Here is a 24067-nt window from a genome sequence, read left to right as displayed (position 1 = left end):
TATGCACGAGTGATTCTCCTTCGAGCCATCCCTCTTGGCACGGGGATACGGTGTAGGTGCAACAGGATTGTGACAGTACCGTGATACGGTGCTGCGGGCAATACTTCGTCGGCTGGGTAATCCTTCAACCGGCTATGTTACGCCGCGGGAGCCAGGAAGGACAGCCGGCGGATCACGCGGCCACCTGGCCCTCGACCGCATGGACAAGCGCGTCGGGGTCGAGCGGCTTGGTGACGAAGCCGCTGGCGCCGTGGGCAAGCACTGCGTGGCGGGTCTTTTCCTGGCTGTCCGCCGACAGCACCATGATCGGAACCGGCGCCACGGCGGTTTCCTCCTCATGCCGGCGGATGGCGGCGATGGCGTCCAGCCCGTCCATGACAGGCATGTGCAGGTCCATCAGCACCACGTCGAAGCGGTGCTTGTGGCCGGTGCCAGTGACTGCCTCGACGGCGGCCTTGCCGTCGCCGACCACTTTCACGCGATGCCCGGCCTTCAGAAGCGTGGCGCGGGCAAGCATGGCGTTGATGTCGTTATCCTCGGCGATCAGCACCGACAGGCCCTGCTGGCGGTTGGCAATGGCGCGGACGGATGGTGCGCCGCGCTTTTCCGGCTGTGGCTGGGTGAGGGCGGGTACGCCGCTGGTCAAAAGCACGCGCAACAGCGTCTCGCCACGCACCGGCCTTGCCAGGAAGGTGGCGTAGCCGCTGGCGCGGAACTCGCCCAGCATGCCGCGGTCGGTCGGCGCGATCAGCGTGATCGCCTCGCAGTCGGCAAAACCGCTCTGGCGAAGGCGCCTTAGCAACCTGCCGTCGCCCTCCTCCATGGCCGCATCGACCAGAAGCACGTCGCAGCCTTCTGCGAAGGACGCTGCCTGGGCGTCGGTCGCGGCCAGATCGACCATGCCGCCATTGGCACGGATGGTGCGGGCGATGGCGTCGGCTTCGATGGCGTTCTTCGACAGTATCACCGCGCGCTGCCCTGACAGCACATTCTGGCGGGTCTGCGGCGGCTCGGTGGCCGATATTGCAGGGATATCGAAGACGAACTCGGAGCCTTGGCCGAGCCGGCTCGAAACCGAAATCGTGCCGCCCATGGCGATCACCAGGCGCTTGGAAATGGCAAGACCGAGCCCGGCGCCGCCATGCGCGCGGGTCGACGTGCCATCGGCCTGTTCGAATTCCTCGAAGATGCGCTCCATATCGTCCTCGTGCAGGCCGGGACCGGTATCGGCGACGGTGAAGCATATGCGGTCGGTGGTTTCGGTGCAGGCACGAGCGATGCTCACCAATACGCCGCCGCTGTCGGTGAACTTGATCGCGTTGCCGATCAAGTTGAGCAGCACCTGCCTGACCCTTCCTGGATCGGCGGTGATCATCTGCGGCACGTCGGGTTCGACATGGCAGCCAAGGCCGATATTCTTGGCGAAGGCGCGCGCCGCCAAGAGTTCGACGATGTTGTCGGCGATCTCGCGCACCGACATTGGCTGCGGTTCGGGATCGAAGCGGCCGGCCTCGATCTTGGAATAGTCGAGCAGATCTTCGATCAGCGCCAGCAGCGCGCTGGCCGAGGTCGAGACGGCGCCCACATAGGTCCGTTGTTCGGGTGAGAGATTGGTGTCCGCCAGCAGCCTGGCCATGCCCATGATGCCGTTCATCGGTGTGCGGATCTCATGGCTGACGGTGGCGAGGAAGCGCGATTTGGCCTGGCTTGCGTATTCGGCTCGCTCACGGGCGGTGATCAGCGACGATTCGGCGTGCTTGCGGGCGGTAATGTCGCGGGCGATGGCGCGATGCGAGACGGCGCCGCTGTCCTTGTCGCGCACGGACAGTTCGATCCATGAGAACCAGCGCGGGCCGCTCGGCGTGCTAATGGCGACGTCGGTGGAGCTCAGGCATTCGTGGTCGGAAAAAGCGGCATCGGGAACGATGCCGACGTCGATGCCGAGTTCGGCCAGGGTCCTGCCGGCAAGATCGCGCTGGTCGGCTCCGACAAGATCGGCGAAAACCTTGTTGGCATAGACGATATGGCCGTCACGGTCGCGGTGGACGACGAGATCGCCAAGCGCGTCGATCAGCCCGCGAAAGCGTTCCTCGCTCTCCTGCATCTCCCACATGCGGTCGGCCAGGGTCTCGACCTCGGCGCGGCTGCGAGCTGCGGTCTCGCCAAGGATGGCAACCGTGCGACGCACCGTGCGCCTGGCACGCAGATGCACGGCGAGACCGGCCATGCCAGTCGCCAAAAGGCCAACGGTGATGAAGATCGGCGCGCCGGTCAGGTGCGACAGCCCTGCCAGCACGACGATGGCGACGAGCGTCAGGAATGGCAGGCTTTCGCGATTGGCGGCGGGCAGTTCGGGCGCCAGTGGCGGCGCTGCGATATGCTGCCGCCTTGGCGCCTCCGGGCCGATCGCGTCGACGCTTTCGGTGCTCTCCGTTTCTCTGATGGCGGATTCCGTGACCATGCGGAAACCCTTGCCAGACAGAGATTATGGAAAATTGCGGCGGATCGTTCGAATTTTATCGGTCGCGCGGTTTTTGCCTTTCTTTCGTGCAAAACGGCAGACGCCAGAACTCACATATCCACCACTACGCGGCCACGGATCTTGCCCTCGACGATGTTGTGCGCGGCGTCGATGATGCCGTCAAAGCCGATGGTCGTGGACAGGCTGGCGAGCTTCTGGAGGTCGAGGTCCGTGCCGATGCGGCGCCACGCCTCCATGCGGACCGGCTTTGGCGCCATCACCGAATCGATGCCGAGCAGGCAAACGCCGCGCAGGATGAACGGGGCGACGCTCGCTGGCAGATCCATGCCGCCTGCCAGGCCGCAGGCGGCGACGGCGCCGCCATAGGAGGTCATCGAAAGGACGTTTGCCAACGTGTGACTGCCGACCGCGTCGACGCCGCCGGCCCAGCGTTCCTTGGCGAGCGGCTTTGCCGGCTGGGCAAACTCGTCGCGCGAAATCACCTCCGCAGCACCTAGGTCGATCAGGTAGGAGCTTTCAGCGCTGCGGCCGGTCGAGGCGATGACATGATAGCCGAGGCTGGACAGGATCGAGACCGCGACCGAGCCGACGCCGCCGGCCGCGCCCGTCACCACCACCGGGCCGCGATCGGGCACGATGCCGTGCCGTTCCAGCGCGATGACGCAAAGCATGGCGGTGTAGCCTGCGGTGCCGATCGCCATGGCATCATGCGGGCTCATGCCCTGAGGCAGCGGCACCAGCCAGTCTCCCTTGACTCGGGCGCGCCCGGCATAGGCGCCAAAATGCGTTTCGCCGACGCCCCAGCCGTTCAATATGACCTTGTCCCCCTTGCGCCAGTCGGCATGGGAAGACGAGATGACGGTGCCGGCGAAATCAATGCCCGGCACCAGCGGCCAGCGGCGGATCACGGGCGCCTTGCCTGATATGGCGAGGCCGTCCTTGTAGTTCACCGTCGTCGCCTCGACGGCGACGGTGACATCGCCTTCCATCAGGTCGGCCTCGGTGAGGTCGGTCACCGCGACCGACTGCTTCTTCTCGGCATCGCGCGAAACGAGGATGGCTTTGAAGGTTTCGGGCATGTCTTCTCCTCGGGCTTTTCGAATGCCACTGTATGGCGGCAGAAGGCCAGGTCAATCGCTTGAGGGCTTGACCTCGCGCCGCCAACCGAGGAGTTCGTCGAAGACGACCACCACCGCGCCGACCGCGATGAAGGCATCAGCGAGGTTGAAGATGGCAAAGGACCATACCGGGGTGTGGAACAGGATGTAGTCGATCACGTGACCATAGGTAGCGCGGTCGAACAGATTGCCGAGCGCGCCGCCGACGATCAGCGCAAAGCCGATGCGGGTAAGCACGTGGCCGGGCGGAGTGCGGGCCGCGAGATAGAGCACGAATGCGACGACGAAAGCGGCGATGACCACCAGGCCGGTGTCGCCGAAGGACGAAAACATGGAGAAGGCAATGCCGGTGTTGTAGGTGCGGTACAATGCCAGGAACGGCACAAGATCGACCTTTTCCTGGAAGGCGAGGCCGGTCTCGACCAGATATTTCACCCACTGGTCGAGCGCTATCGCGGCGGCGACCAGCAGGATGTAGGGGAACCACGATTTTGCCGTTTGGGATTTCACCATTTGGGATGTCACGGTCTGGCGTCCTCCGGGGCAAATTTCAGCGCGCCGCGCCGGATCTCGAACAGCATGATGCCGGTGGCCACCGCGAGATTGAGCGAATCGGCCCGGCCGGCCTGTGGAATCAGCAGCAATCTGTCGCAGCTTTCGGCTAGGCTGTCGGGCAGGCCCTGCTGTTCGTTGCCCATCATCAGCAGCACCGGGCCTTTGGAAAAGTCGACCGAACGGTAGTCGACCGCACCTTTCAGATGTGTGCCGGCAACGAGGCCAGGAAAGCTTTTTCGCCACGCGAGGAAGGCGTCCGGCGTCGCCTTGGCGACCGGCACGGCGAAGATCGAGCCCATGGTGGCGCGCACGGTCTCGACGGAAAAAGGATCGGTGGTCTCGCCGACCAGTATGACGCCCTTGGCGCCAACGGCATCGACGGTGCGGATAACTGTGCCGAGATTGCCTGGGTCGCGCACGCGGTCGAGCGCCACCCAGACGTCGCCGTCTCGAACACGGATGTCCTTCAGCGGCAGGAACTTCTGCGAAAAGACGCCGACCACCATTTGCGGGTTATCGCGGCGGGTGATGGCAACGAGCACTTTTTCGGAAACTTCGAGCACGGTGCCGCCGGCGGCAACCGTGCGCGCCGCGACCTTTTCGACTGCCGCGTTGCCGCGTCCGGCCTTGGCGAAGACCAGCGTCCGGATCGACCAGCCGAGGTCGAGCGCGTCGATGACCAGCTTCAGCCCCTCGGCCATGAAGGCGTTCTGCTGGTCGCGGAATTTCTTCAGGGCGAGAGCCTTGATGTCCTTGATCAACGGATTGGCGAGGCTGGTGACCTCTTTCACCTGCCCTGGCGCGCCGGCGTGCCGCTCGCTCATCAGGCCACCCAGCGCGAGAACAGCGACGTCGACAGCGCCCGGCCGGCGGATTTCTCGCGGATGATCAGTTCGCCGGATTCGACCGTGCCGCCCATGCCTGCGAAAGTGTCGCGCATTAAGGCATGGATGGCGAAGAAGGAGGCGCGGATCGAATAGGCGGTCAGCACGACAGCAAGCGGCTTCGGCGTCAGGATCGAGCGGCAGAGGTCGGTCAGATCAGGCAGGTCCTCGAACAATTGCCAGACCTCGCCCTTGGGGCCACGGCCATAGGCGGGCGGATCGAACAGGATGATGTCGTAGCGGCTGCCGCGGCGCTCCTCGCGCTCGGCGAATTTCATGGCGTCGTCGATGATCCAGCGGATCGGCTTTTGCGACAAGCCCGCCATCACCTGGTTCTCCCTAGCCCAGCCGATCGCCTTCTTGGACGCGTCGACATGGGTGACCTCGGCGCCGGCGCGCGCCGCCACCAGCGAGGCAAGGCCGGTATAGCCGAACAGATTCAGCACCTTGACCGGCCGCTTCGCCGCCGCGATCAGCCCGGCCATGTGGTCCCAGTGCGAGGCCTGCTCGGGGAAGACGCCGACATGGCGAAACGAGGTGAAGCGGCCGAGATAGTCGATGCCGTCATGCTTCATCGGCCAGGTCTCGCCGAGCGGCGTCCTGGGGAAGCGCCAGCGGCCGATGCCTTCCTCGTCGGTGTCGCCGGTGAAAATGGCGTCGGCGCGGTCCCAGTTTTCGGCCGGCAACGCTTTTTGCCAGATCGCCTGGCCTTCGGGCCGGACGATGCGATAGGGCCCGTACTGCTCGAGCTTTTGACCGGCGCCGCTGTCGAGCAGCGCATAGTCGGCGTTGGGCGCCACTTCGAGGATCAGCGGCAGGTGTTCGGCGGGCAGCGCGCCGTCGCGGCGGGAAAGGACGCGCGGCGCGGTGCGGTTGCCCGATGCTGTGCCGGTTGCGCGCGGCGCCTGTTCCGCCCCGCCCTTTGCGAGCTGATGCGAGCGGCTGTCGCGGCGTTTGTCGCGAAAAGGTTTCAAGAAGAGCATCTCCGGGGCGACTTGGCCCGCTTCTGCCACAGCACATTCACCGGTGCAACAAACGCGGTCGCTGGACATTTTCCGAAACGGTCAGCCGCGCCTGATCCAAAGCAGGGCGACAATCAGCGATACGAAACCGACGGCCTTGAAGCCGGCGACGATCATATGGCCGGTTTCCCAGCGCAGTCGGATCGCTTCGAAATTTTCCGGGATCGGTCCAGGCACCCAGGTGGCCAGAATATCGTTCGCCGGCTTGACGAGAGCAAACCACATCGCAAGAGACACCGCATAGAGCACGGCAGCGGCCAACGCATACCAGAACGCCGGACGATCATTGCGCAGCATCCATGCGAGAAGTCCCGGACAGCCGATCGCGGCCACGTCCAGTGGCGCGCCAATGACGGCAAACAGCTGGAACTGGGCCTTGAAAACAGTCGTCTCGCGCCAGAGAGAAGGTGACCACTTCGTCAGCCGAGGAGCCGATTCGAGAACATGGGCGAAGGATGGTCCAAGGCTGAGCGCCGCCATGACGGCGGCCAAGATGGACCAGAACAACAGGAACCCGCGTATCTCCATAACGCCCGAACAACGGTGCGACGCCGGAGACGTTCCCGCCGATCGGGAACAGGGGAGTAGGGGAGTAGGGGAGTAGGGGAGTAGGGGAGTAGGGGAGTAAGGGAGTAAGGGAGTAAAGTGAATAGGGGAAATATGACTGGCACGAAGCCGCACGATTGGTATGGCTTCCCTACTTCCCTACTTCCCTACTTCCCTACTTCCCTACTTCCCTACTTCTCAGCGCCTTGTACACCGCAATGCCGGCGGCGAGGTCTTCGAGGGCTGCGCCGACCGATTTGAACAGCGTGATCTCACTGGGGCTCTGCCGGCCCTTCTTCTGGCCGCGTGCCAATTCATGCAGGTCGGCGACGATGGCTTGCGGCTTCAGCACGCCCGAGGCCAGCGGCTGGACGATATCACCCGCCTCCTTGGCGGCGCCTGCCCGGGTATCGACGTAGACGCGAGCACGCGCAATCGCATCGTCGTCGCTTTCGCGCATGACCGGCGTGAAGCCGCCGACCAGATCGACATGGGTGCCCGGCTTCAACAGCGCGCCCTTGATCAGCGGCGTGGTCGTGATGGTCGCCGACGAAACGATGTCGGCCTGGCCGATTTCGGCGTCGAGATCGCTCGCGGCGGTGGCCGCAAAGCCCTCGGCGCGCAATTCCGCCGCAACCTTTTCGGCATTGGCCGGTGTCCGGTTCCAGATGCGGATTGCGGTGATCGGCCGCACCGCTGAATGCGCCCTGGCGAGGAACGGCGACAGCGCGCCGGCGCCGACCACCAGCAGCCGCTCAGCGTCCTCGCGGGCCAGATAGGAAGCGGCCAGCGCCGAGGCGCAGGCCGTGCGCCACTGCGTTAGCCGCTGGCCATCGATCATGGCTTCAGGCTCGCCGGTCGCGCCGTCGAGCAGGAGGTAAAGCCCCATCACAGCGGGTTTGCCTATGGTGTTGTTGTCGGGCGACACCGTGACGATCTTGACGCCGATATGGCCGCCTGCCGACGTGCCGGCCGCATTGAAGTCGGTCCAGGCAGGCATCAGGAGCAGCGTCGAGGCCGCGCCGTCGGGCCGTTCGAGCGTATGGTGATGCCTGACCGGTTGTACCGCGCCATCGCGAAAGGCCGCGCGCAGCGTCTCGACCAGGCCAGGAAAGGTCAGCGCGTGATCGACCTCGGCCGCCGAAATGGTCAGCATGGGAAACTCCATGGAGAGAAAAACGCCTAACGCATAACCGAAAATGGTGCAGCGTCCTTTGCGCGTCCCAAAGGACGTGCGGCGCTGTGTTGGCTCAGCTGGTCGGCTTCGGCAAGGCGGGGCCTTGTGGCGCAGCCGGTGCGCGGCTGACTGCCTGGCGCAGGTTTTCGGCCTCGACGCCGCGCTGGCGCGCCAGCTTGCGATAGCGGCCCTGCTTGACCCAAGTCGCCAGGCTGCCGACGATCATGCCGATGGCGAGAGCCAGGAACAGGAAGATGAAAAGCGGCAGCGTCATCGTTAGCGCCGGATTGCCGGGGTTGAACGGATCCAGGGTGAAGGCAACCGGATCGCGATTGGCGACCGCCAGCGCGATCAGAATGACGGCCAGCGGTACGAAGACCACGATGAGCATGAGGCGATTGAACATGGAATTTCCTGTCGAAGGCGGGCTCTACCGCAGGCCTACTGAAAAGGCCGGCACGAGCTCGCGCGGCGCCTATTTGCCGCCGTTCAGCCTTTCACGCAATTCCTTGCCGGTCTTGAAGAACGGCACCCATTTCTCCTCGACCTCGACGGATTCGCCGGTGCGCGGGTTGCGGCCGGTGCGGGCGGGGCGGTTTTTCACCGAGAAAGCACCGAAACCGCGCAGCTCGACCCGGTTGCCTTCGGCAAGCGCGTCGGTGATCTCGTCGAAAATCGCGCCGACGATGTTTTCGACGTCGCGCAGAAAAAGGTGCGGGTTGCGTGTGGCGATGATCTGCACAAGTTCGGATTTGATCATGAGAAGGCTCCCCGTGAAAACACAGCAGTCAAAATTATGAGGATGATTTTATTTGCTTTTTTCACTCGTCTCAAGGGTGCCAGACGGAAACGAGACCGTCAAGAAACAAGCGGTCGGCACCAAGTTCGTGAATGATCTCGCCGCCATAGTCGGGCAGGCCGAGCGCACCGCCGATGGTTCGCGCCATCGCTTTCGAGAACAGGAAGCCGCTGCTTTCCGCGTCCTTCCACTCCACCACCTTGAGCTTGGCGTCGACGCCCTTGGTCGCGAGCCAATCGATCGCTTCGGTCTCGCCGCCGACGGCGTCGATCAATTTGTTGGCAACAGCCTGCCGGCCGGTGAAGATCGACCCGTCGGCCAGGGCCAGCGCCTCCGGCTTGGTCATGTTGCGGCGCTCGGCGACGACGCCGACGAACCAGTCGTAGCTGTCCAGGATGAGCTTGCGGACCATGGTGCGCTCGTCGTCACTGGTCGGCTTGAAAGGCGATGGCGAGGCTTTCAGCGGCGAGGATTTCACTTCCTCGAGCTTGATGCCGAGCTTGTCCATAAGGCCGCTGACGTCCGGATACTGGATCAGCACGCCTATCGAGCCGACGATCGACGATTTGCGCGCGACAATATGATCGGCCGCGGTGGCGATCATATAGCCCGCCGATGCGGCCAGCGTGCCGACCTCGGCCACCACCGGCTTCTCGGCGGCCAGCTTGCGCACTGCCTCGTAGATCGATTCGCCCCCGACGGTGGTGCCGCCCGGTGAATCGATCGACAGGATCACCGCTTTCACCCTCGAGGATTGACGGATGGTCTCCAGTTGTTTGATCAGGTCTTCGTCTTCGGTGATGGTGCCCTCGATCTTGACCTTGGCGATATGGTCGACCGCCGTGCCGGTGAAGTCGTCACCGTAAATCCAGCTCGAAAAGGCAATCAGCCCGGCTGCTGCGACAACAAGCGCTGCAACGCGCCAGAATGTCAGCTTACGGCGCAAGCGGCGGCGGTCGATCAGGTCGTCGGCTCTCAGTGCCATGGTCAGCCTCATAGTCGGTGGAAGCAGATGCTTTTAAAGCAACCATCCGCGCCCGGCTACCGATTCCTGACGAGCTTGCGCCAAAGTCAGGTCTCGACGTCCGCGAACCGGCGTTTCAAGAGATGTTAAGGCCAATCCACAGGCCCCTAACGCTGCCCGCCTGTATCTGGTATGACATGCAAGTTGTGCCGGTTTCATTTTCGTTTGTGCAACAGCAACCGTCACACTTTTGCGGTTTTCCTCCGCTTGTGCTTGCTTGAGGGCGCCGGCATCCCACCTATAGGGGTGCTTGGCGGCAGGGGTTTAAAAGAAAGCAGTTATGTTAGCGCGACCGATCGAACCGACCAACACCGAGACGGAGTTGGCTCCCCGGGACGTAGGCCCGGCGCGGGTCGACGCCTTCGGCATTGCCCAGCGCCATTCTCGCCGCGTGCGGATATTAAAGCTGGCGGTGCCGCTGGCCGCTGCCGCGATCGCGGTCGCCTTCCCGGTCTATTCCTATCTCGCGGCGCCTGGCTCAATCCAGGTCCAGGCCGACGGCAGCGCCTTCGCCAATGGCAAGCTGGTGATGGCCAATCCCAAGCTCAACGGGTTCACCAAGCAGAAACTGCCCTATTCCATGACGGCTTTGCGCGCCATACAGGACGTGACCAAGCAAGGAATCATCAACTTGGAGGGCATCGACGCCAAGCTGCCGATATCGACCGACAATGTGGCGGCCATCAATGCCTCGCACGGCACCTATAATCGCGATGGCAACACGATGAGCCTGACCAGCGATGTCACCATAACCACCACCGATGGCTTGGCGGCAAAGTTCAAATCAGTCTTTCTCGATATGGGCAAAGGCACTATGAAGACGAACGATCCGGTCGACGTCAGCCGCGGCGGGTCGCGGATCACCGCAGAGTCGATGTCGATCCAAGACAACGGCAAGATCGTGGTTTTCGAGAACAGAGTGCGTGTCAACATCGATCCCGCCAGCTTGAAGGCGGCAGAGGCAATGAGCGGAGAATCCAATGCGGTTCAGTAGTTCGACACGGCTCGTGGCCGCAGCTTCGGCGTTGCCGGCCCTTGGGTTGGCTTTGGGGCTGGTCCTGGGGTTGGGGACGGCGCCGGCTCTGGCGCAGTCCAAGGCCACCAGCCAGCTGTCGGGCCTCAAACTGTCCGGCGACAAGCCCATCCAGATCGAAAGCGATAAGCTCGAGGTCCGCCAGGCCGATAACGTCGCCGTGTTCACAGGCAATGTAAGCGTCGTCCAGGGTCCGACCTTGCTCAAGGCCGGCAAGATGACGGTCTATTACGTCAAGGACGCCGACGCTGACGCCAAGGATGCGCAGGCCGCAGGTGCCGCGATGACCGGCTCGGCCAACATCGACCGCCTGGAGGTCGCCAACAAGGTCTATATCAAATCGGACGACCAGGTCGCCACCGGCGACAGCGGCACCTTCGACATGAAGACGGAAGTGCTGGTGCTTTCAGGCAGCAAGGTCGTGCTTTCGCAAGGTGACAATGTACTGGTCGGCTGTAAGCTCACGGTGGAGATGAAGAGCGGCCTGGCTCAGGTCGACGCCTGCGGGGGCCGCGTCATGATGTCGATCACGCCGCCGGCGAAGTCGGGAGCGGCGAACCCCTGATGGTCGACGTAGCATCGCTGATGGCGCGTCTTCCAGGACGCGTCGCCAGCAAACTTGCGGCACCGGCCACGGTCAGCGTCGACCAGGTAAAGTTCAAGGGAACCTTGATCGCCAAGGGCCTGACCAAGAGCTACAAGGGCCGCAAAGTTGTCAGCGGCGTGACGATCGGCGTGCGCGCCGGTGAGGCGGTCGGACTGCTCGGTCCCAACGGCGCCGGCAAGACGACCTGCTTCTACATGGTCACCGGCCTTGTGCCGGTCGACGAAGGCACAATCGAAATCGACGGCTTCGATGTCACCTCGATGCCGATGTACCGCCGCGCCCGCCTCGGCATCGGCTACCTTCCGCAGGAAGCATCGATCTTTCGCGGCTTGAGCGTCGAGCAAAACATCCGTGCCGTGCTCGAAGTGGTCGAAAAGAACCGCAAAAAGCGCGAACACAGTCTCGACGAACTGCTCGACGAGTTTCACATCAGCCATCTGCGCAAAGCCCCGTCGCTGTCGCTTTCCGGCGGCGAGCGGCGGCGCCTTGAAATCGCGCGCGCACTGGCGACCCGCCCCGCATACATGCTGCTCGACGAGCCTTTCGCTGGCATAGATCCGATCGCCGTCGCCGATATCCAGCAACTCGTGCGTCATCTGACGGCGCGTGGCATCGGCGTGCTCATCACCGATCACAATGTTCGCGAGACGCTCGGCCTGATCGACCGCGCCTACATCATCCATGCCGGGCAGGTGCTGACCCATGGCCGGGCCGACGAAGTGGTCGCAAACCCGGATGTGCGGCGGCTTTATCTCGGTGAGGGATTTACACTCTAAGCGGGAAAATTCTCCTCGAACGCGGTTTTTGGCGCGAGACCAGCCTTTTTTCTCCGATTTCTCTTCCAAATAAAGCACCGACAGGCGAGTTTTGATCGCCGTCGCCTTGACAAGCAAAAGCCGGGCCAGTTTCTATGCCCGACTCCTTCCGGCAGTCCGGATGCGTGGACAGGGCGTTTGAAACCGAACCATGGCGTTGGCGGCAAAACTACAGCTACGACAATCCCAGTCGCTGGTGATGACGCCGCAACTCATGCAGTCGATACGGCTGCTGCAGTTCACCCATATCGAGCTGGAACGCTTCATTGACGACGAGATCGAGCGCAATCCTCTGCTCGAGCGCGCCGAGCCGCAGGACGATCCCGTCAGCGATCAGGCGCAGAAGATCGATCCCGCGCCGGAAACGGCCACCGACGGCGATTGGTTCGAGAAGGAAACGGCGTGGAGCGCCGAGGCGATCTCGGAAAAGCTCGATACTTCGCTTGAAAACCTATTTCCCGACGACCCCGGCATCAGCCAGCGGCTCGGTCCCGACTTGACGGCTCAATGGAAGTCGGCATCCGGCAACGGTTCCGCGTCCTCTTCCGACGGCTTCGACGTCGGAGACATGGCGGCCGCCGCCATCACGCTGCGCGAGCACGTCGGCGAACAGGTCGCGCTTGCCTTCGCCGACCCGGCAGCACGCCTGATCGCCAGCGAACTGGCCGATGGCCTCGACGAGGCCGGCTATATGCGCGCCGACATGGCCGAGATCGCCGCCCGTCTCGGCACCGACCGAGCGGCGGTGGCGAATGCGCTCGCGGTCTGCCAGACATTCGAGCCCGCCGGCATCTTTGCCCGGGACCTCGCCGAATGCCTGTCGCTGCAGCTTGCCGTCCGCGACCGGCTCGATCCGGCGATGAAGGCTTTGATCGCCAATCTCGAACTCTTGGCGCGGCGCGATTTCCAGACCCTGAAACGGATTTGTGGGGTCGACGAGGAGGATCTGCTCGACATGCTGGCGGAGATACGTGCGCTCGATCCGCGCCCGGGCATGGCGTTTTCGGCGGGCGCCAGCGACGCGATCATCGCCGATGTCGAAGTGCGGGCGGCTAATGACGGAAGCTGGGTGATCGAACTCAACCCCGAAACGCTGCCGCGCGTGCTGGTCGACCATATCTATTTCGCCCAGGTTTCACCGCATGCGAAAAACCAGACGGAAAAGGATTTCCTGGCGGAATGCCTGCAAAACGCCAACTGGCTGACGCGCAGCCTCGACCAGCGGGCAAAGACCATTCTTAAGGTTGCCACAGAAATCGTGCGCCAGCAGGACGCCTTCCTCGTCCATGGCGTGCGTCACCTGAAGCCGCTCAACCTGCGCACGGTGGCTGACGCCATCGGCATGCACGAATCGACCGTTAGCCGGGTCACCGCCAACAAATACATGCTGACGCCGCGCGGCGTGTTCGAACTGCGGTATTTCTTCACCGCCTCGATCGCTTCGTCGGGTGGCGGCGATGCACATTCGTCTGAAGCGGTGCGCGACCGCATCAAGCAGCTGATCGATGAGGAGAAACCTGCCGACGTGCTTTCCGACGACGCGATTGTGGATATGTTGCGGGAAAGTGGCGTCGATATCGCCAGGCGCACGGTCGCCAAGTATCGGGAGGGCATGAATATTCCCTCGTCGGTGCAGCGGCGGCGTGAAAAACGCGCTTTGGCCAGCGCCGGACGTTGATCTCCGACGGAATTTCCACAGCTTTCGCGCTTCATTGACAAGCCGCAATGAAGTGGCTAGAAGCCCGCCCGCATGGGACGGGCTACTGCCCGCATGCGGATGGTCCGTCACGACGTTGGCCACGGGACGGTCAAAGAAGGCGGCTTGTGATCAACCGGAAAGTTCGGATTTAAAATCGGCGCAAGTGACGCCGCAAAGCTTGTGCGCACAGACCACGGGTATAAACTCGGGACAGTTTGAAGCCTGAGCAAGGAAGGTCAGTTTTCAGATGACACTGCGCATATCAGGAAAACACATGGACATCGGCGATGCGTTCCGTACGCGCATCAACGACCGTGTCGGAGAAGTGATCGGGAAATATTTCGATCGGGGCTTTTCAGGGCAAATTGTAGTCGTCAAATCGGGGTCGCGCTACACGGCCGATTGCATGATCCGGCTGGATTCCGGCGCTTCGCTGCAGGCGACCGGTGAAGCCCAGGACCCGACGCTCGCTTTCGAGGCGGCGGCGGATCGCCTCGAAACCCGCCTTCGGCGCTACAAGCGTCGGCTGAAGTCGCATAATTCAGGCAATGTCAATGGCGAACCCACCGACGTCGCCTATACGGTGATGGCGCCGCTTGCCGACGAGGACGAGGAAATACCGGAGAATTTCGCGCCAGCCATCGTCGCCGAATCAACCATGACGCTGCGGACCATGTCGGTGGCGTCAGCCGTGATCGAGCTCGACACCAAAGACAGCCCGGTTCTCGTCTTCCGCAATGCCGGAACCGAGCAACTCAATATCGTCTATCGCCGGCCGGACGGAAATATCGGCTGGATCGACCCGTCTACGACCAAGGTCGCGCAGGGATGACGGCCAAGGCCGCACTGGGATAAGGCACCAGCCGCACGCGAGAGTGAGGGCTGGCGACGGTAGGCGAACAAGGGATTTCAAGTATGGATCTGAGCGATCTTATCAACGTTCCGGCAATCTTGCCGGCGTTGAAGGCGAACTCCAAGAAGCAACTGCTGCAAATGCTGTCCGAAAGGGCTGCGGCGATTGCCGGCATTCCGGAACGGGAGGTGTTCGACACCATCCTGCAGCGTGAACGGCTGGGCTCGACCGGTGTCGGCAACGGCATTGCCATTCCGCATGGCAAGCTGGCGGGGGTGAAGCGGATCGCCGGGGTTTTCGCCCGGCTGGAGACGCCGGTCGATTTCGAGGCGCTGGACGACCAGCCGGTCGATCTGGTGTTCCTGCTTTTGGCGCCCGAAGGCGCCGGCGCCGACCACCTCAAGGCGCTGTCGCGCATCGCGCGGGTGCTGCGCGACGCCGACACGGTGGCCAAGATAAGGGGCACCCGCGACGCCGCAGCGATCCACGCGCTTTTGTCGGACACGCAGGCCTCGCATGCAGCCTGAGCTTTTTTGATCAGATCCGTTGAAGGGCCGCCGTGAGCGGCCCTGTCCGTTTCCAATCAGATCGCTGCGCCGTATTGTTAGTGGATGGGGACAGGGGTCAGGTCGTTTTCCAGGGCGCCAGCCAGCGCTCTGTCACGAGCGTCTGAAAGCAGGATCGGCTGGCCATTGGCGGCAAACAGGGCCCACAGTTCCAGGCCGGGCGCGATTTCGCCGAGGCCCGGGAAACGGCCGCGCAGATCGTCGCTCGACACTTTCCTGAGATAGGCGACCGAGCCTTCGCCGAGATGGGCGAATTCGCCGCTGGTCATGATGAGGTTTTCGTCAGTTCTGGTCATTTCAAGCCTCCTTGGCGCGAGGACGCCGCTCAAGGCCGCCTCGCATGAGAGCCATTTGAGCGCCGTGTGTCCAATGGACACACGAAGGACGCTCTAACACTTCAATTTGCTGCATCGTGCTTTCGGAAAATCGATGCAGTGGTAAGGATCAGTCTTTCACCGATATATTTATTTTCCGTACCATCCGTTCGGACTCGGGCCGATCGAGATCGATCGACAAAAGGCCGTTCTTCAGCTCCGCCGCGATCACCCGCATGCCGTCGGCCAGCACGAAACAGCGCTGGAACTGGCGCGCGGCAATGCCGCGATGAAGAAATTCGCGCTCGGTGTCATCGTTCTGACGGCCGCGCACGACCAACTGGTTCTCCTCCGTGGTCACATCGAGATCGTTTTCGGCGAAACCGGCGACAGCGAGCGTGATACGCAGCCTTTCGGCCTTCCCGTCGGCACCGCTGAGGCGCTCGATGTTGTAGGGAGGGTAGCTGTCACCCGACTTCGCCAGACGTTCCAGGGTCTTTTCCATGGCGTCGAAACCCAGGAGCAGCGGGCTAGAAAAAGGCGTCATTCGGCTCATGTTACACTGTCCTCTCAAGAGCGACATAAAGTGGAAAAACCCAGATGGCATTTTTCCCGATGGCCTTGATATGGTCCGCCCCGCGGTCAAGTTCAAGCCGTCAAAAGCCCCGCCCAAAAAGACTCCCCAAACAAGGAATTGAAATGCCCGAATCCCGCAAGATCATCATCGACACGGATCCCGGCCAGGATGATGCCGTCGCCATTTTGCTGGCACTCGGCAGCGCCGAGCTGGAGATCGTCGGAATGACCGCCGTTGCCGGCAACGTGCCGCTGAGGCTCACCGAAAAGAACGCACGCAAGATCTGCGAACTGGCCGGCAGGCAAGACATCAAAGTCTATGCCGGCGCCATCCGCCCGCTGGCGCGTGAACTGGTCACCGCCGAGGAGGTGCATGGCGAGACCGGTCTCAATGGACCGCAATTGCCCGAACCGACAATGAAGCTGCAGGACCAGTATGCCGTCGATTTCATCGTCGAGACACTGATGAAGGAAGAGAGCGGCACGATCACGCTCTGCGCCCTCGGGCCGCTCACCAACATAGCGCTGGCGCTGATCCGCGAGCCGAAGATCGCGCCGCGCATCAAGGAAATCGTACTGATGGGCGGCGGCTTCTTCGAAGGCGGCAATGTCACCCCGACCGCCGAATTCAACATTTATGTCGACCCGCATGCCGCCGATGTCGTGTTCAAATCCGGCATCCCAATCGTCATGATGCCGCTCGACGTCACCCACAAGGCGCTGACCACGGCCAAGCGCACCCAGGCCTTCCGCAAGCTCGGCACCAGAGTCGGCACGGCTACGACGGAGATGCTGGAATTCTTCGAGCGCTTCGACGAAGAGAAATACGGCACCGACGGCGGTCCGCTGCACGACCCTTGCGTCATCGCCTATCTGTTGAAGCCGGAGCTGTTCAGGGGCCGCAACTGCAACGTTACCGTGGAAACCGCGTCGGAGCTCACCATGGGCATGACCGTGATCGACTGGTGGGGCGTGACCAAGCGCCCGAACAACGCCATGGTGATGCGCGACATCGACCACGATGCGTTTTTCGCGCTGCTGCTGGAAAGGCTGGGGCGGCTATGAGAGCTCCATTCTCCCCGTTCACGGGGAGAATGTCCCGGCAGGGGGATGAGGGGCGGGGAATCCGTAGACATTCTGCTTGCAACCCCGGAGCCGCCCCTCACCCGGCGCGCTGCGCGACCACCCTCTCCCCGTAACCGGGCGAGGGAAGAGGTGCCAGCCGCCGCTCATTCTGGAAACCGGTAAAAGATCGAACCATTGTCGCGCGTGACGCGCTCTATCTTTGTGCGCGCGCCGATCAGATGCGGACGTTTGTCCTTGATAAGAACAGACGAACCATTCTCGATAGAAACCAGATAGATGCCGACGCGGTCCCACTGGACACTTCTGACCATTGCGTCGATCGTGTCGACCGACCGTATCGGGCTGGCGTTATTCGTCCACTTGAGCGGATCGAGGGCCAACACAGCCGCAAACAAGGCAACGATCAGGATCACGCCGATCGCGTGCCTTTTCACATCCGCAAAAGTCCATTGCGCCGGCATGAATCCCCAACCATCGATTCATGTGGTGCACAGAAGGCCGACTTTCAATCGGCCTTCCTGTCCAGGAGATCGCTGGTTGCGTCCCGGCTCTCGGCCGCCGTTACTTCGCCTTGGAAAACGCCAGCCACAGGCCGCCGCCGATCAGGAAACTGCCGCTGATTCTGGACATGAGCTTGATGCGGCCGGCCGAGAGCAGGCGTCCGGCGCGGCCAGCGGCCAGCGCGAAGGTCGAATCCGACACGGCGGCGAAGATCAGTGCGGTGAGACCCATGACGAGGATCTGCAACGCGTAGTTACCTTCAGGGGCGACGAACTGCGGAAAGAAGGCGCCGAAGAAGACCAGCGTCTTGGGATTGCTGATTGCCACCAGCAGGCCTTGCAGGAAGAAGCCGCCGCGCGGTGTCTTCGCCGATCCGTCGGCGTTCAGCTTGCCCTTGGAGCGGAACATCTGCACACCCATCCAGATCAGATAGGCAGCGCCGATCAGCCTGACCCATTCGAACCAATGGCCCATGCCCGCGATCAGCGAAGTCAATCCGATGCCGACAATGGCAATCATGATGGCCAGCCCGGCCTGCGTGCCGGCGACGTTGGCGAGGCCGGCGCGGGAGCCATGGCGGATGCTGTTGGCGATGATCAGCGTGACCGTCGGTCCCGGCACCAGGACAATGACGATACAGGCAACGACATAAGCAGCGTAGAGTTCCAGCGACATGGTTTTCCTCGAGAGTATGCGGCTTGCGACGCGGCCGACCGTGATCAATGCATGACAGTAACGCAGGTGCAAGCCGGCAGCACATGTCGCTGGCAGCCCTGACCTGGATTTTAGGCTCCGGCCTGCCATGGCAGCGTCGTCTCGTAGGCCGCCGCCGCTCTCAGCACGGCCATGTCGCCGCGCGGCCGTCCGATCAATTGCATGCCCATCGGCCTGCCTCTGGCATCGAAGCCCGCAGGTACGTTGACGGCAGGGCAGCCGCCCAGCGTGGCGAACGCTGAAACCTGCATCCAGCGGTGATAGCTATCCATGGCACGCCCGGCCACTTGCGCCGGCCAGTGGGTGGAGACCTCGAAGGGGAAGATCTGCGCAGTCGGCAATGCGACGAGGTCGAAGCGGTCGAAGAGCGATAGTAGGGTTTTGTGCCAGGAGGAGCGCCTCACCGTGGCGGCGTGGATCTGCGGCGCCGTGAGTTGAAGCGCGTGTTCCACCTCCCACACGGCCTCCGGCTTCAGAAGACTGCGTTTCAGGGGATCGTCGTAATGCGCCTTGAGCGCACAACCGCTGCTCGCCTGGCGCAGCGTCACAAAGGCCTGCCACAGCGCTTCGAAGTCGAAATCCGGTACCAGCGCTTCGGTCTGAAAGGATACGTCGGCGAATCGGCCGAGCGCGGCCTCGCAAAGCTGTAGAATACCGGGTTCAACCGGCAGATGGCCGCCAAGATCGCCGAACCAGGCGATGCGGCCGCCGGTCGTCGGCGTTCGAAGCCCTTCGAGGAACGAGCCGTGCTTGTGATGTGAGAGCGGCGCGCGAGGGTCGTAGCCAGCCTGCTCGTCGAGCAGCAGCGCCATGTCGCGCACGTTGCGGCCCATCGGCCCTTCGACGCCCATCTGCGCGTGAAAGACGTCAAGCTCGGGGCCGGCCGGGACAAGTCCCTGCGACGGACGGAAGCCATAGACATTGTTATAGGCGGCCGGGTTGCGCAGGGAGCCGCCAAAGTCGCTGCCGTCGGCGATAGGCACCATGTCGAGCGCCAGTGCGACCGCCGCGCCGCCGCTCGAACCGCCGGCGGTCAAGGCCGGGTCGAAGGCATTGAGCGTCGGACCGAACACCGTGTTGTACGTGTTGGAGCCAAGGCCAAATTCGGGAACGTTGGTCTTGCCGATGATGATGGCGCCGGCCTTGCGGACGCGTTCGACGAAGAAATCGTCTTCCTGCGGCACGAAATCGGCGAAGATCGGCGAGCCGAAGCTGGTTCTGAGGCCCTTGGTCTGCGCGAGATCCTTGATGGCGATCGGCAGGCCGAACAGGGACCTGGCATGTTCTGCACGCGCCAGATGGGCGTCTGCCTTGTCGGCCTCTTGCAGGGTGTCGGCACGGTCGCGCAGCGAGACGATGGCGTTGACCAGCGGGTTCACGGCGTCGATCCGGTCGAGGAATGCCGTCATCACCTCGCGCACCGACAACTGCCGGCGCCGGATCGCGTCGGCAAGATCCACGGCGGACAGGCGGCAGATATCGCCGGCGGGCGGCACGGCATGGTTTGTGGCCGGACGCATGGCTCTCACCTAACTGGCGGATTTTGTAGCGCCGCGTCGACTTCCTTCGCCAGCGGGATCGCCGGCTGGGCGCCAGGCTTCAGGCAAGCGAGCGAACCAGCGGCTGCAGCACGGGCGAGCGCCTGATCGAGCGGCAGGCCGGATGACAGCCCGGCGGCGAAGTAGCCGCAAAACGTGTCGCCGGCGCCGACCGTGTCGACAGGGGTGATCTTCAGCGCCGGAACCATCAGAAGATCGGCTGGCGTGGCAGCCAGAACGCCGTCACCGCCGAGCGTGACGACGATTGTGCGGCCGGTCTTCCCGGCGTAATCGCGCATCCGCGCCGGGCGATCACCGCCGCTCAGCGACAGCGCCTCGCCATAGAGGTCGAATTCGGTTTCATTGGCGACGACATAGTCGGCCTTGCCGAGGAAGGCGGCCGCCTCGCCACGGAATGGTGCCGTGTTGAGCACGGTGACCGTGCCCGCCGCCCGTGCGACGTCCAGTGCTGCTTCGACAGTCTGAAGCGGGATCTCCTGCTGCAACAGCACGACATCGCCCTTTTTCATGAAAGCCTTGGAAAGGTCGCCGGTCACGACCGAATCATTGGCGCCTGGCACCACGGCAATCACGTTCTCGCCGCCGTCGGCGACCATGATCAATGCCGTGCCGGTCGAGGCGAAGGTCTCGCCGACACCGGACAGGTCGATCTTGCCGTCCCGCAGCAGCGCCAGCGCTTCAGTGGCGAAGTTGTCCTTGCCGACCGCGCCGACCATGCGCACTTTGGCGCCGGCGCGCGCCGCGGCCAGCGCCTGGTTGGCGCCCTTGCCGCCGGGTGCGGTGGTGAAGCCGGAGCCCCGAACCGTCTCGCCCGGTGCGGGCAAGCGGTCGACATTGGCGATTAGATCGAGGTTGATCGAGCCGATAACGATTATCAAGTGGTGCCTCCCTGCTGACGCATCGTGCTTTCCGAAAATCGGAGTCGATTTTTGGAAAGCCCGATGCGTAGAAAGTGTTAGAGCGTACTTTCCGAATGGACGCACGTCGCCCTAATTGCGCGGGAAGCTACTCCGTAAGGCCGCTGCTTGCCAGACCGCGCGAGATGAACCCGCGCGCTGCTGGCCCGAATCTATGCCGTTTCATCAAAATCCGACCTGTCCCGCTTCCCAGCCAAGAATGGCGCGTTTGCGGGTCAGGCCCCAGTGGTAGCCGGTGAGCGCGCCTGATTTGCCGAGAGCCCGGTGACACGGCACCACGAAGGACATCGGATTGGCGCCGACCGCGGCACCTACCGCCCGGCTGGCGCTCGGTGCGCCGATGCGGGCGGCGATCGAGGAATAGGTGCACGCCTTGCCCATCGGAATGCGCAGCAGAGCCTCCCAGACGCGGACCTGAAAGTCGGTGCCGATCAAGACGACGCGCAGCGGCCGGTCGGCGCGCCACAGTGCCGGGTCGAAGATGCGCGCGGCATAAGGCGCCGTCGCGGCCATGTCCTCGACATAGTTCGCGTTCGGCCAGCGGCCGGACATGTCGGCGAAGGCCGCCCGCTCGTCGCCGGCATCGCTGAAGGCGAGGCCGGCAAGCCCGCGGTCGGTGACCATGATCAGGGCGATGCCGAAAGGCGAGATGTGGTAGCCGTAGCGGATCGTCAGCCCGGCGCCGCGCGTCTTGTAGTCGCCCGGCGACATCGCCTCGTGGGTGACGAAAAGGTCGTGCAACCGGCCGGGGCCTGACATGCCGACCTCGAGAGAAGCTTCGAGCAGCGGCATGCCGGCATCGAGCAGTTTGCGTGCATGGTCAAGCGTGACGGCCTGGAGGAAGGCCTTGGGCGACAGGCCGGCCCAGCGGGTGAAGAGCTTCTGCAGGCCGGTCGGCGTCTCGCCAACTTCCTCGGCCAGTATTTCGAGCGACGGCTGGTCACGATAGTCAAGGCTGATCTTCTCGATCGCGCGCCGAACAACTTCGTAGTCTCCGCCTTCGGGTGTGATGTCTTTCTTGAGAATAGCTGTCTGTGCGTTCATGGGACTATCTCCTTGAGCGCGAATATCGTCCTTCGCGGCTCCGATCACCACCCGAAACTTGCCTTCTCGTCATGTGCACCCAGAGATTTGGCTTCGAGGAAGGAGCCGACGATGGCTGCGGAAAAGGTGCATCTCACCAAGGAGAAGGAGACGCTGCTGATTACCATTCAAAGCACTGGAGAGCCGGTTGCCTCAATCGCTGCTGAAAGACCGTTCGCGGACGAGGCAGTTCGCTCACATTCAGCGCGCTTTCGCCGTCGCCAAGGCGCGCGAAAAGGCTGACGCAAAGCTCTCGCGGTCGTCGGGATTGAGGAAGCCGCCGATCGGGACATTCTGCCCTTGTGCTTCTACCGCCATCCTGGTGATGCCGATCTCGGCGTGGCGGGCGACCGAAAAACGCGCCCAGAACGGATTGAAGCGATGCGCTTCCGATTTGCCTGACGGCGCGGTCTTGCGGATGTCGAGGCTGGTGCGCGAGACCGACACTTCCTCGCGGGCGCGGGCGGCACGATAATTGGCGCGAAAGGCGATGTAGACGGCAATCACGTCGAAACCGAGGAAGCCGAACACCGGCCAGGCACCGCGCGACAGGAAAAACGCTCCGGTCACCAACGAGCCGAACAGCATAGCGCCCATCAGGATGGCAAAGCCGGTTTTGCCCAGCGACCGATGCGGTATCAGCAACGCCTTGAAGAATGGCTCGTCGGCCTGAAATGAGGCGTTTGTGTCGCTCATGACGGGATATTATAGGAAGGGGATGACGAGCCCCAAGCCCAAAAATTCCTCTACACCCAAAAATGAACCGCTCCCCGGCCGACGCGACGGCGCGAACGCCAAACCGCGTGCCCGGCCGGTGCGGTCCTCCTACAGCCCGGCCGAGGTGCACGAGATTTTCCGGCGCTTTTCCGTTCAGCGGCCCGAGCCGAAGGGCGAGCTCGAACATGTCAACGCCTTCACGCTGCTGGTGGCGGTGGTGCTTTCGGCACAGGCGACCGATGTCGGCGTCAACAAAGCAACGCGGGCGCTGTTCAAGGTCGCCGACACGCCGCAAAAGATGCTGGCGCTCGGCGAGGCCAAGGTCGGCGAGTATATCCGCACCGTCGGGCTTTGGCGCAACAAGGCCAAGAACGTCATTGCGCTGTCGGAAGCGCTGATCCGCGACCATGGCGGCCAGGTGCCTGACGACCGCGACCAGCTGGTCAAGCTGCCGGGCGTCGGGCGCAAGACCGCCAATGTCGTGCTCAACATGGCCTTCGGCCAGCACACGATGGCGGTCGACACGCATATCTTCCGCATCGGCAATCGGCTGGGACTGGCGCCCGGCAAAACGCCGGAGCAGGTCGAGCAGGGGCTGTTGAGGATCATTCCGGACGAATATATGCGCCATGCGCATCACTGGCTGATTCTGCATGGGCGCTATGTCTGCAAGGCGCGCAAACCGGATTGCCCGCTCTGTGTAATCGCCGACATCTGCAAGGCCGAGGAGAAGACGAATAATGTTCCGGCGCCGCTGGTCGAAATTGCGCCGCTCGAACCCGTAGGCGAAATTCAGTAGCCGTAGCCGCGCGCCATCGCCGCGGCGAAGACCGGGATCAGCAGGAAGATGAAAGCTTCGGCGCGGACATAAGTTCGAACGGATGCAAGTTGCGCCGCCGGCACTTGAAAACCGGGGCTGGCCGAGGCCTGCCTGTTCCAGGAAACAAAGCGGACCGTCGGGATAATCGACAACAGGCCGACGGTGACGAAGGCCGCCATCTTTGCCCAGAACACCCAGTTGTAGACGTAGAATTCCCAGCCCTTCAGGCCGTAGATGACGCGGCCGATGCCGACGACGATGATCAGCATGGCGATGATGCCATAATGGCGATCGATGCCGACAAGCCGCCGGAGCGTCGCGGCGGGCAGATCGCCGCGGATCAGGACAAATTCGGCGCCGATGATGCCCGCCAGCGAAAACACCAGCAGCTGATGAAAGATGGCAAGCAGAAGATCGGTGGTATCCATGCCCTTTTCCCTCCGTCGGACGGCACAGCGGACGCTGAATCAGCTGCTGGTAAAAGTAGCACCGCTGGGCAGGATTCACATTGGACTGGAAGATAATCTGCACAGGCTTGGCTCTTGTCTGGTGCAGGCAATTTGGATCTCTGTCGCATATCGTTTTTCCCAAAACCGCCGA

Annotated in this window: 27 protein-coding genes; 8 read left to right on the top strand and 19 right to left on the bottom strand. The window is 62.9% G+C overall.

The window, feature by feature from the left end; genetic code table 11:
- Positions 1–172: 172 nt before the first annotated feature.
- From ACWTU8_RS27290 to sppA, 10 genes are all read right to left on the bottom strand, one after another.
- Complete coding sequence (locus tag ACWTU8_RS27290) at positions 173–2461, bottom strand: response regulator (RefSeq protein WP_455850585.1); 2289 nt, start codon at positions 2459–2461, stop codon at positions 173–175.
- A 110-nt stretch (positions 2462–2571) separates the two neighbouring features.
- Positions 2572–3561, bottom strand: coding sequence for an acrylyl-CoA reductase (NADPH) (acuI, locus tag ACWTU8_RS27285; protein WP_455850584.1), 990 nt, complete (start codon positions 3559–3561; stop codon positions 2572–2574).
- Between the two features lie 51 nt (positions 3562–3612).
- Positions 3613–4113, bottom strand: coding sequence for a signal peptidase II (gene lspA, locus ACWTU8_RS27280; RefSeq protein ID WP_455850583.1), 501 nt, complete (start codon positions 4111–4113; stop codon positions 3613–3615).
- 8 nt (positions 4114–4121) lie between these two features.
- Positions 4122–4979, bottom strand: a complete 858-nt coding sequence (locus ACWTU8_RS27275; RefSeq protein ID WP_455850582.1) for a TrmH family RNA methyltransferase — start codon at positions 4977–4979, stop codon at positions 4122–4124.
- Entirely contained in the window at positions 4979–6013 is a 1035-nt protein-coding gene (locus ACWTU8_RS27270) for a class I SAM-dependent methyltransferase (RefSeq protein ID WP_455850581.1), read from the bottom strand. The genes ACWTU8_RS27275 and ACWTU8_RS27270 overlap by 1 nt, the downstream gene beginning before the upstream one ends.
- A 90-nt stretch (positions 6014–6103) precedes the next feature.
- Complete coding sequence (locus tag ACWTU8_RS27265) at positions 6104–6589, bottom strand: hypothetical protein (protein ID WP_029348184.1); 486 nt, start codon at positions 6587–6589, stop codon at positions 6104–6106.
- 193 nt (positions 6590–6782) lie between these two features.
- Positions 6783–7763 carry a bifunctional Delta(1)-pyrroline-2-carboxylate/Delta(1)-piperideine-2-carboxylate reductase gene (gene lhpI / locus ACWTU8_RS27260; RefSeq protein ID WP_455850580.1) on the bottom strand — a complete coding sequence of 327 codons (981 nt, stop codon included), beginning with the start codon at positions 7761–7763 and terminating at the stop codon, positions 6783–6785.
- A gap of 94 nt (positions 7764–7857) precedes the next feature.
- On the bottom strand, positions 7858–8190 hold the full coding sequence (locus ACWTU8_RS27255; protein WP_029348180.1) for a LapA family protein: 333 nt from the start codon (positions 8188–8190) through the stop codon (positions 7858–7860).
- Positions 8191–8259: 69 nt separating this feature from the next.
- On the bottom strand, positions 8260–8544 hold the full coding sequence (locus ACWTU8_RS27250) for an integration host factor subunit beta (RefSeq protein ID WP_006200394.1): 285 nt from the start codon (positions 8542–8544) through the stop codon (positions 8260–8262).
- 70 nt (positions 8545–8614) lie between these two features.
- The gene (gene sppA, locus ACWTU8_RS27245) at positions 8615–9568 is read right to left on the bottom strand and encodes a signal peptide peptidase SppA (protein ID WP_455850579.1); all 954 of its coding nucleotides are present in this window, start codon (positions 9566–9568) and stop codon (positions 8615–8617) included.
- Positions 9569–9887: 319 nt separating this feature from the next.
- Here sppA and lptC point away from each other — a divergent pair, with 319 nt between their 5' ends.
- The 6 genes from lptC (at position 9888) to ptsN (ending at position 15141) form a co-directional block, all read left to right on the top strand.
- The gene (lptC, locus tag ACWTU8_RS27240) at positions 9888–10601 is read left to right on the top strand and encodes an LPS export ABC transporter periplasmic protein LptC (RefSeq protein ID WP_455850578.1); all 714 of its coding nucleotides are present in this window, start codon (positions 9888–9890) and stop codon (positions 10599–10601) included.
- Positions 10588–11205, top strand: coding sequence for an LptA/OstA family protein (locus ACWTU8_RS27235; protein ID WP_029348174.1), 618 nt, complete (start codon positions 10588–10590; stop codon positions 11203–11205). Before lptC ends, ACWTU8_RS27235 begins: the two co-directional genes overlap by 14 nt.
- Positions 11205–12023: an LPS export ABC transporter ATP-binding protein gene (lptB, locus tag ACWTU8_RS27230; RefSeq protein WP_029348172.1), complete on the top strand. Its 819-nt coding sequence runs from the start codon at positions 11205–11207 to the stop codon at positions 12021–12023. The genes ACWTU8_RS27235 and lptB overlap by 1 nt, the downstream gene beginning before the upstream one ends.
- A gap of 190 nt (positions 12024–12213) precedes the next feature.
- On the top strand, positions 12214–13740 hold the full coding sequence (rpoN, locus tag ACWTU8_RS27225; protein WP_455850577.1) for an RNA polymerase factor sigma-54: 1527 nt from the start codon (positions 12214–12216) through the stop codon (positions 13738–13740).
- 268 nt (positions 13741–14008) lie between these two features.
- Positions 14009–14593, top strand: a complete 585-nt coding sequence (hpf, locus tag ACWTU8_RS27220; RefSeq protein WP_455850576.1) for a ribosome hibernation-promoting factor, HPF/YfiA family — start codon at positions 14009–14011, stop codon at positions 14591–14593.
- Between the two features lie 83 nt (positions 14594–14676).
- Complete coding sequence (gene ptsN / locus ACWTU8_RS27215) at positions 14677–15141, top strand: PTS IIA-like nitrogen regulatory protein PtsN (RefSeq protein ID WP_023797448.1); 465 nt, start codon at positions 14677–14679, stop codon at positions 15139–15141.
- Positions 15142–15218: 77 nt separating this feature from the next.
- Here ptsN and ACWTU8_RS27210 read toward each other — a convergent pair whose 3' ends face one another.
- Both ACWTU8_RS27210 and ACWTU8_RS27205 read right to left on the bottom strand, forming a co-directional pair.
- Positions 15219–15476 carry a BQ00720 family protein gene (locus ACWTU8_RS27210; protein ID WP_029348168.1) on the bottom strand — a complete coding sequence of 86 codons (258 nt, stop codon included), beginning with the start codon at positions 15474–15476 and terminating at the stop codon, positions 15219–15221.
- Between the two features lie 148 nt (positions 15477–15624).
- Positions 15625–16050 carry an Hsp20 family protein gene (locus ACWTU8_RS27205; protein WP_029348166.1) on the bottom strand — a complete coding sequence of 142 codons (426 nt, stop codon included), beginning with the start codon at positions 16048–16050 and terminating at the stop codon, positions 15625–15627.
- Positions 16051–16193: 143 nt separating this feature from the next.
- Here ACWTU8_RS27205 and ACWTU8_RS27200 point away from each other — a divergent pair, with 143 nt between their 5' ends.
- On the top strand, positions 16194–17135 hold the full coding sequence (locus tag ACWTU8_RS27200; RefSeq protein ID WP_455850575.1) for a nucleoside hydrolase: 942 nt from the start codon (positions 16194–16196) through the stop codon (positions 17133–17135).
- A 164-nt stretch (positions 17136–17299) separates the two neighbouring features.
- On the opposite strand, the gene ACWTU8_RS27195 is transcribed toward ACWTU8_RS27200, so the two are convergent.
- From ACWTU8_RS27195 to ACWTU8_RS27170, 6 genes are all read right to left on the bottom strand, one after another.
- Entirely contained in the window at positions 17300–17617 is a 318-nt protein-coding gene (locus ACWTU8_RS27195; RefSeq protein WP_455850574.1) for a hypothetical protein, read from the bottom strand.
- A 100-nt stretch (positions 17618–17717) separates the two neighbouring features.
- The gene (locus ACWTU8_RS27190; protein ID WP_455850573.1) at positions 17718–18332 is read right to left on the bottom strand and encodes a LysE family translocator; all 615 of its coding nucleotides are present in this window, start codon (positions 18330–18332) and stop codon (positions 17718–17720) included.
- A 110-nt stretch (positions 18333–18442) separates the two neighbouring features.
- Positions 18443–19891, bottom strand: a complete 1449-nt coding sequence (locus tag ACWTU8_RS27185; RefSeq protein ID WP_455850572.1) for an amidase — start codon at positions 19889–19891, stop codon at positions 18443–18445.
- 5 nt (positions 19892–19896) lie between these two features.
- Positions 19897–20808 (bottom strand): ribokinase, encoded by a 912-nt coding sequence (locus tag ACWTU8_RS27180; protein WP_455850571.1) that lies wholly within the window; start codon positions 20806–20808, stop codon positions 19897–19899.
- A gap of 204 nt (positions 20809–21012) precedes the next feature.
- Positions 21013–21891 (bottom strand): methylated-DNA--[protein]-cysteine S-methyltransferase, encoded by an 879-nt coding sequence (locus ACWTU8_RS27175; RefSeq protein ID WP_455850570.1) that lies wholly within the window; start codon positions 21889–21891, stop codon positions 21013–21015.
- Between the two features lie 240 nt (positions 21892–22131).
- Complete coding sequence (locus tag ACWTU8_RS27170; RefSeq protein ID WP_455850569.1) at positions 22132–22626, bottom strand: DUF2244 domain-containing protein; 495 nt, start codon at positions 22624–22626, stop codon at positions 22132–22134.
- 22 nt (positions 22627–22648) lie between these two features.
- On the opposite strand from ACWTU8_RS27170, the gene nth reads away from it, so the two are divergent.
- Positions 22649–23446: an endonuclease III gene (gene nth, locus ACWTU8_RS27165; protein ID WP_455841463.1), complete on the top strand. Its 798-nt coding sequence runs from the start codon at positions 22649–22651 to the stop codon at positions 23444–23446.
- On the opposite strand, the gene ACWTU8_RS27160 is transcribed toward nth, so the two are convergent.
- Positions 23440–23895, bottom strand: coding sequence for a DUF2214 family protein (locus tag ACWTU8_RS27160; protein ID WP_455850568.1), 456 nt, complete (start codon positions 23893–23895; stop codon positions 23440–23442). The two genes, nth and ACWTU8_RS27160, sit on opposite strands and share 7 nt — an antisense overlap.
- Positions 23896–24067: the final 172 nt, after the last annotated feature.

This window comes from Mesorhizobium sp. BHbdii (assembly GCF_053848045.1).
Note: the sequence above shows the minus strand (reverse complement) of the source record. Positions and strands in the feature narration are given on the sequence as shown.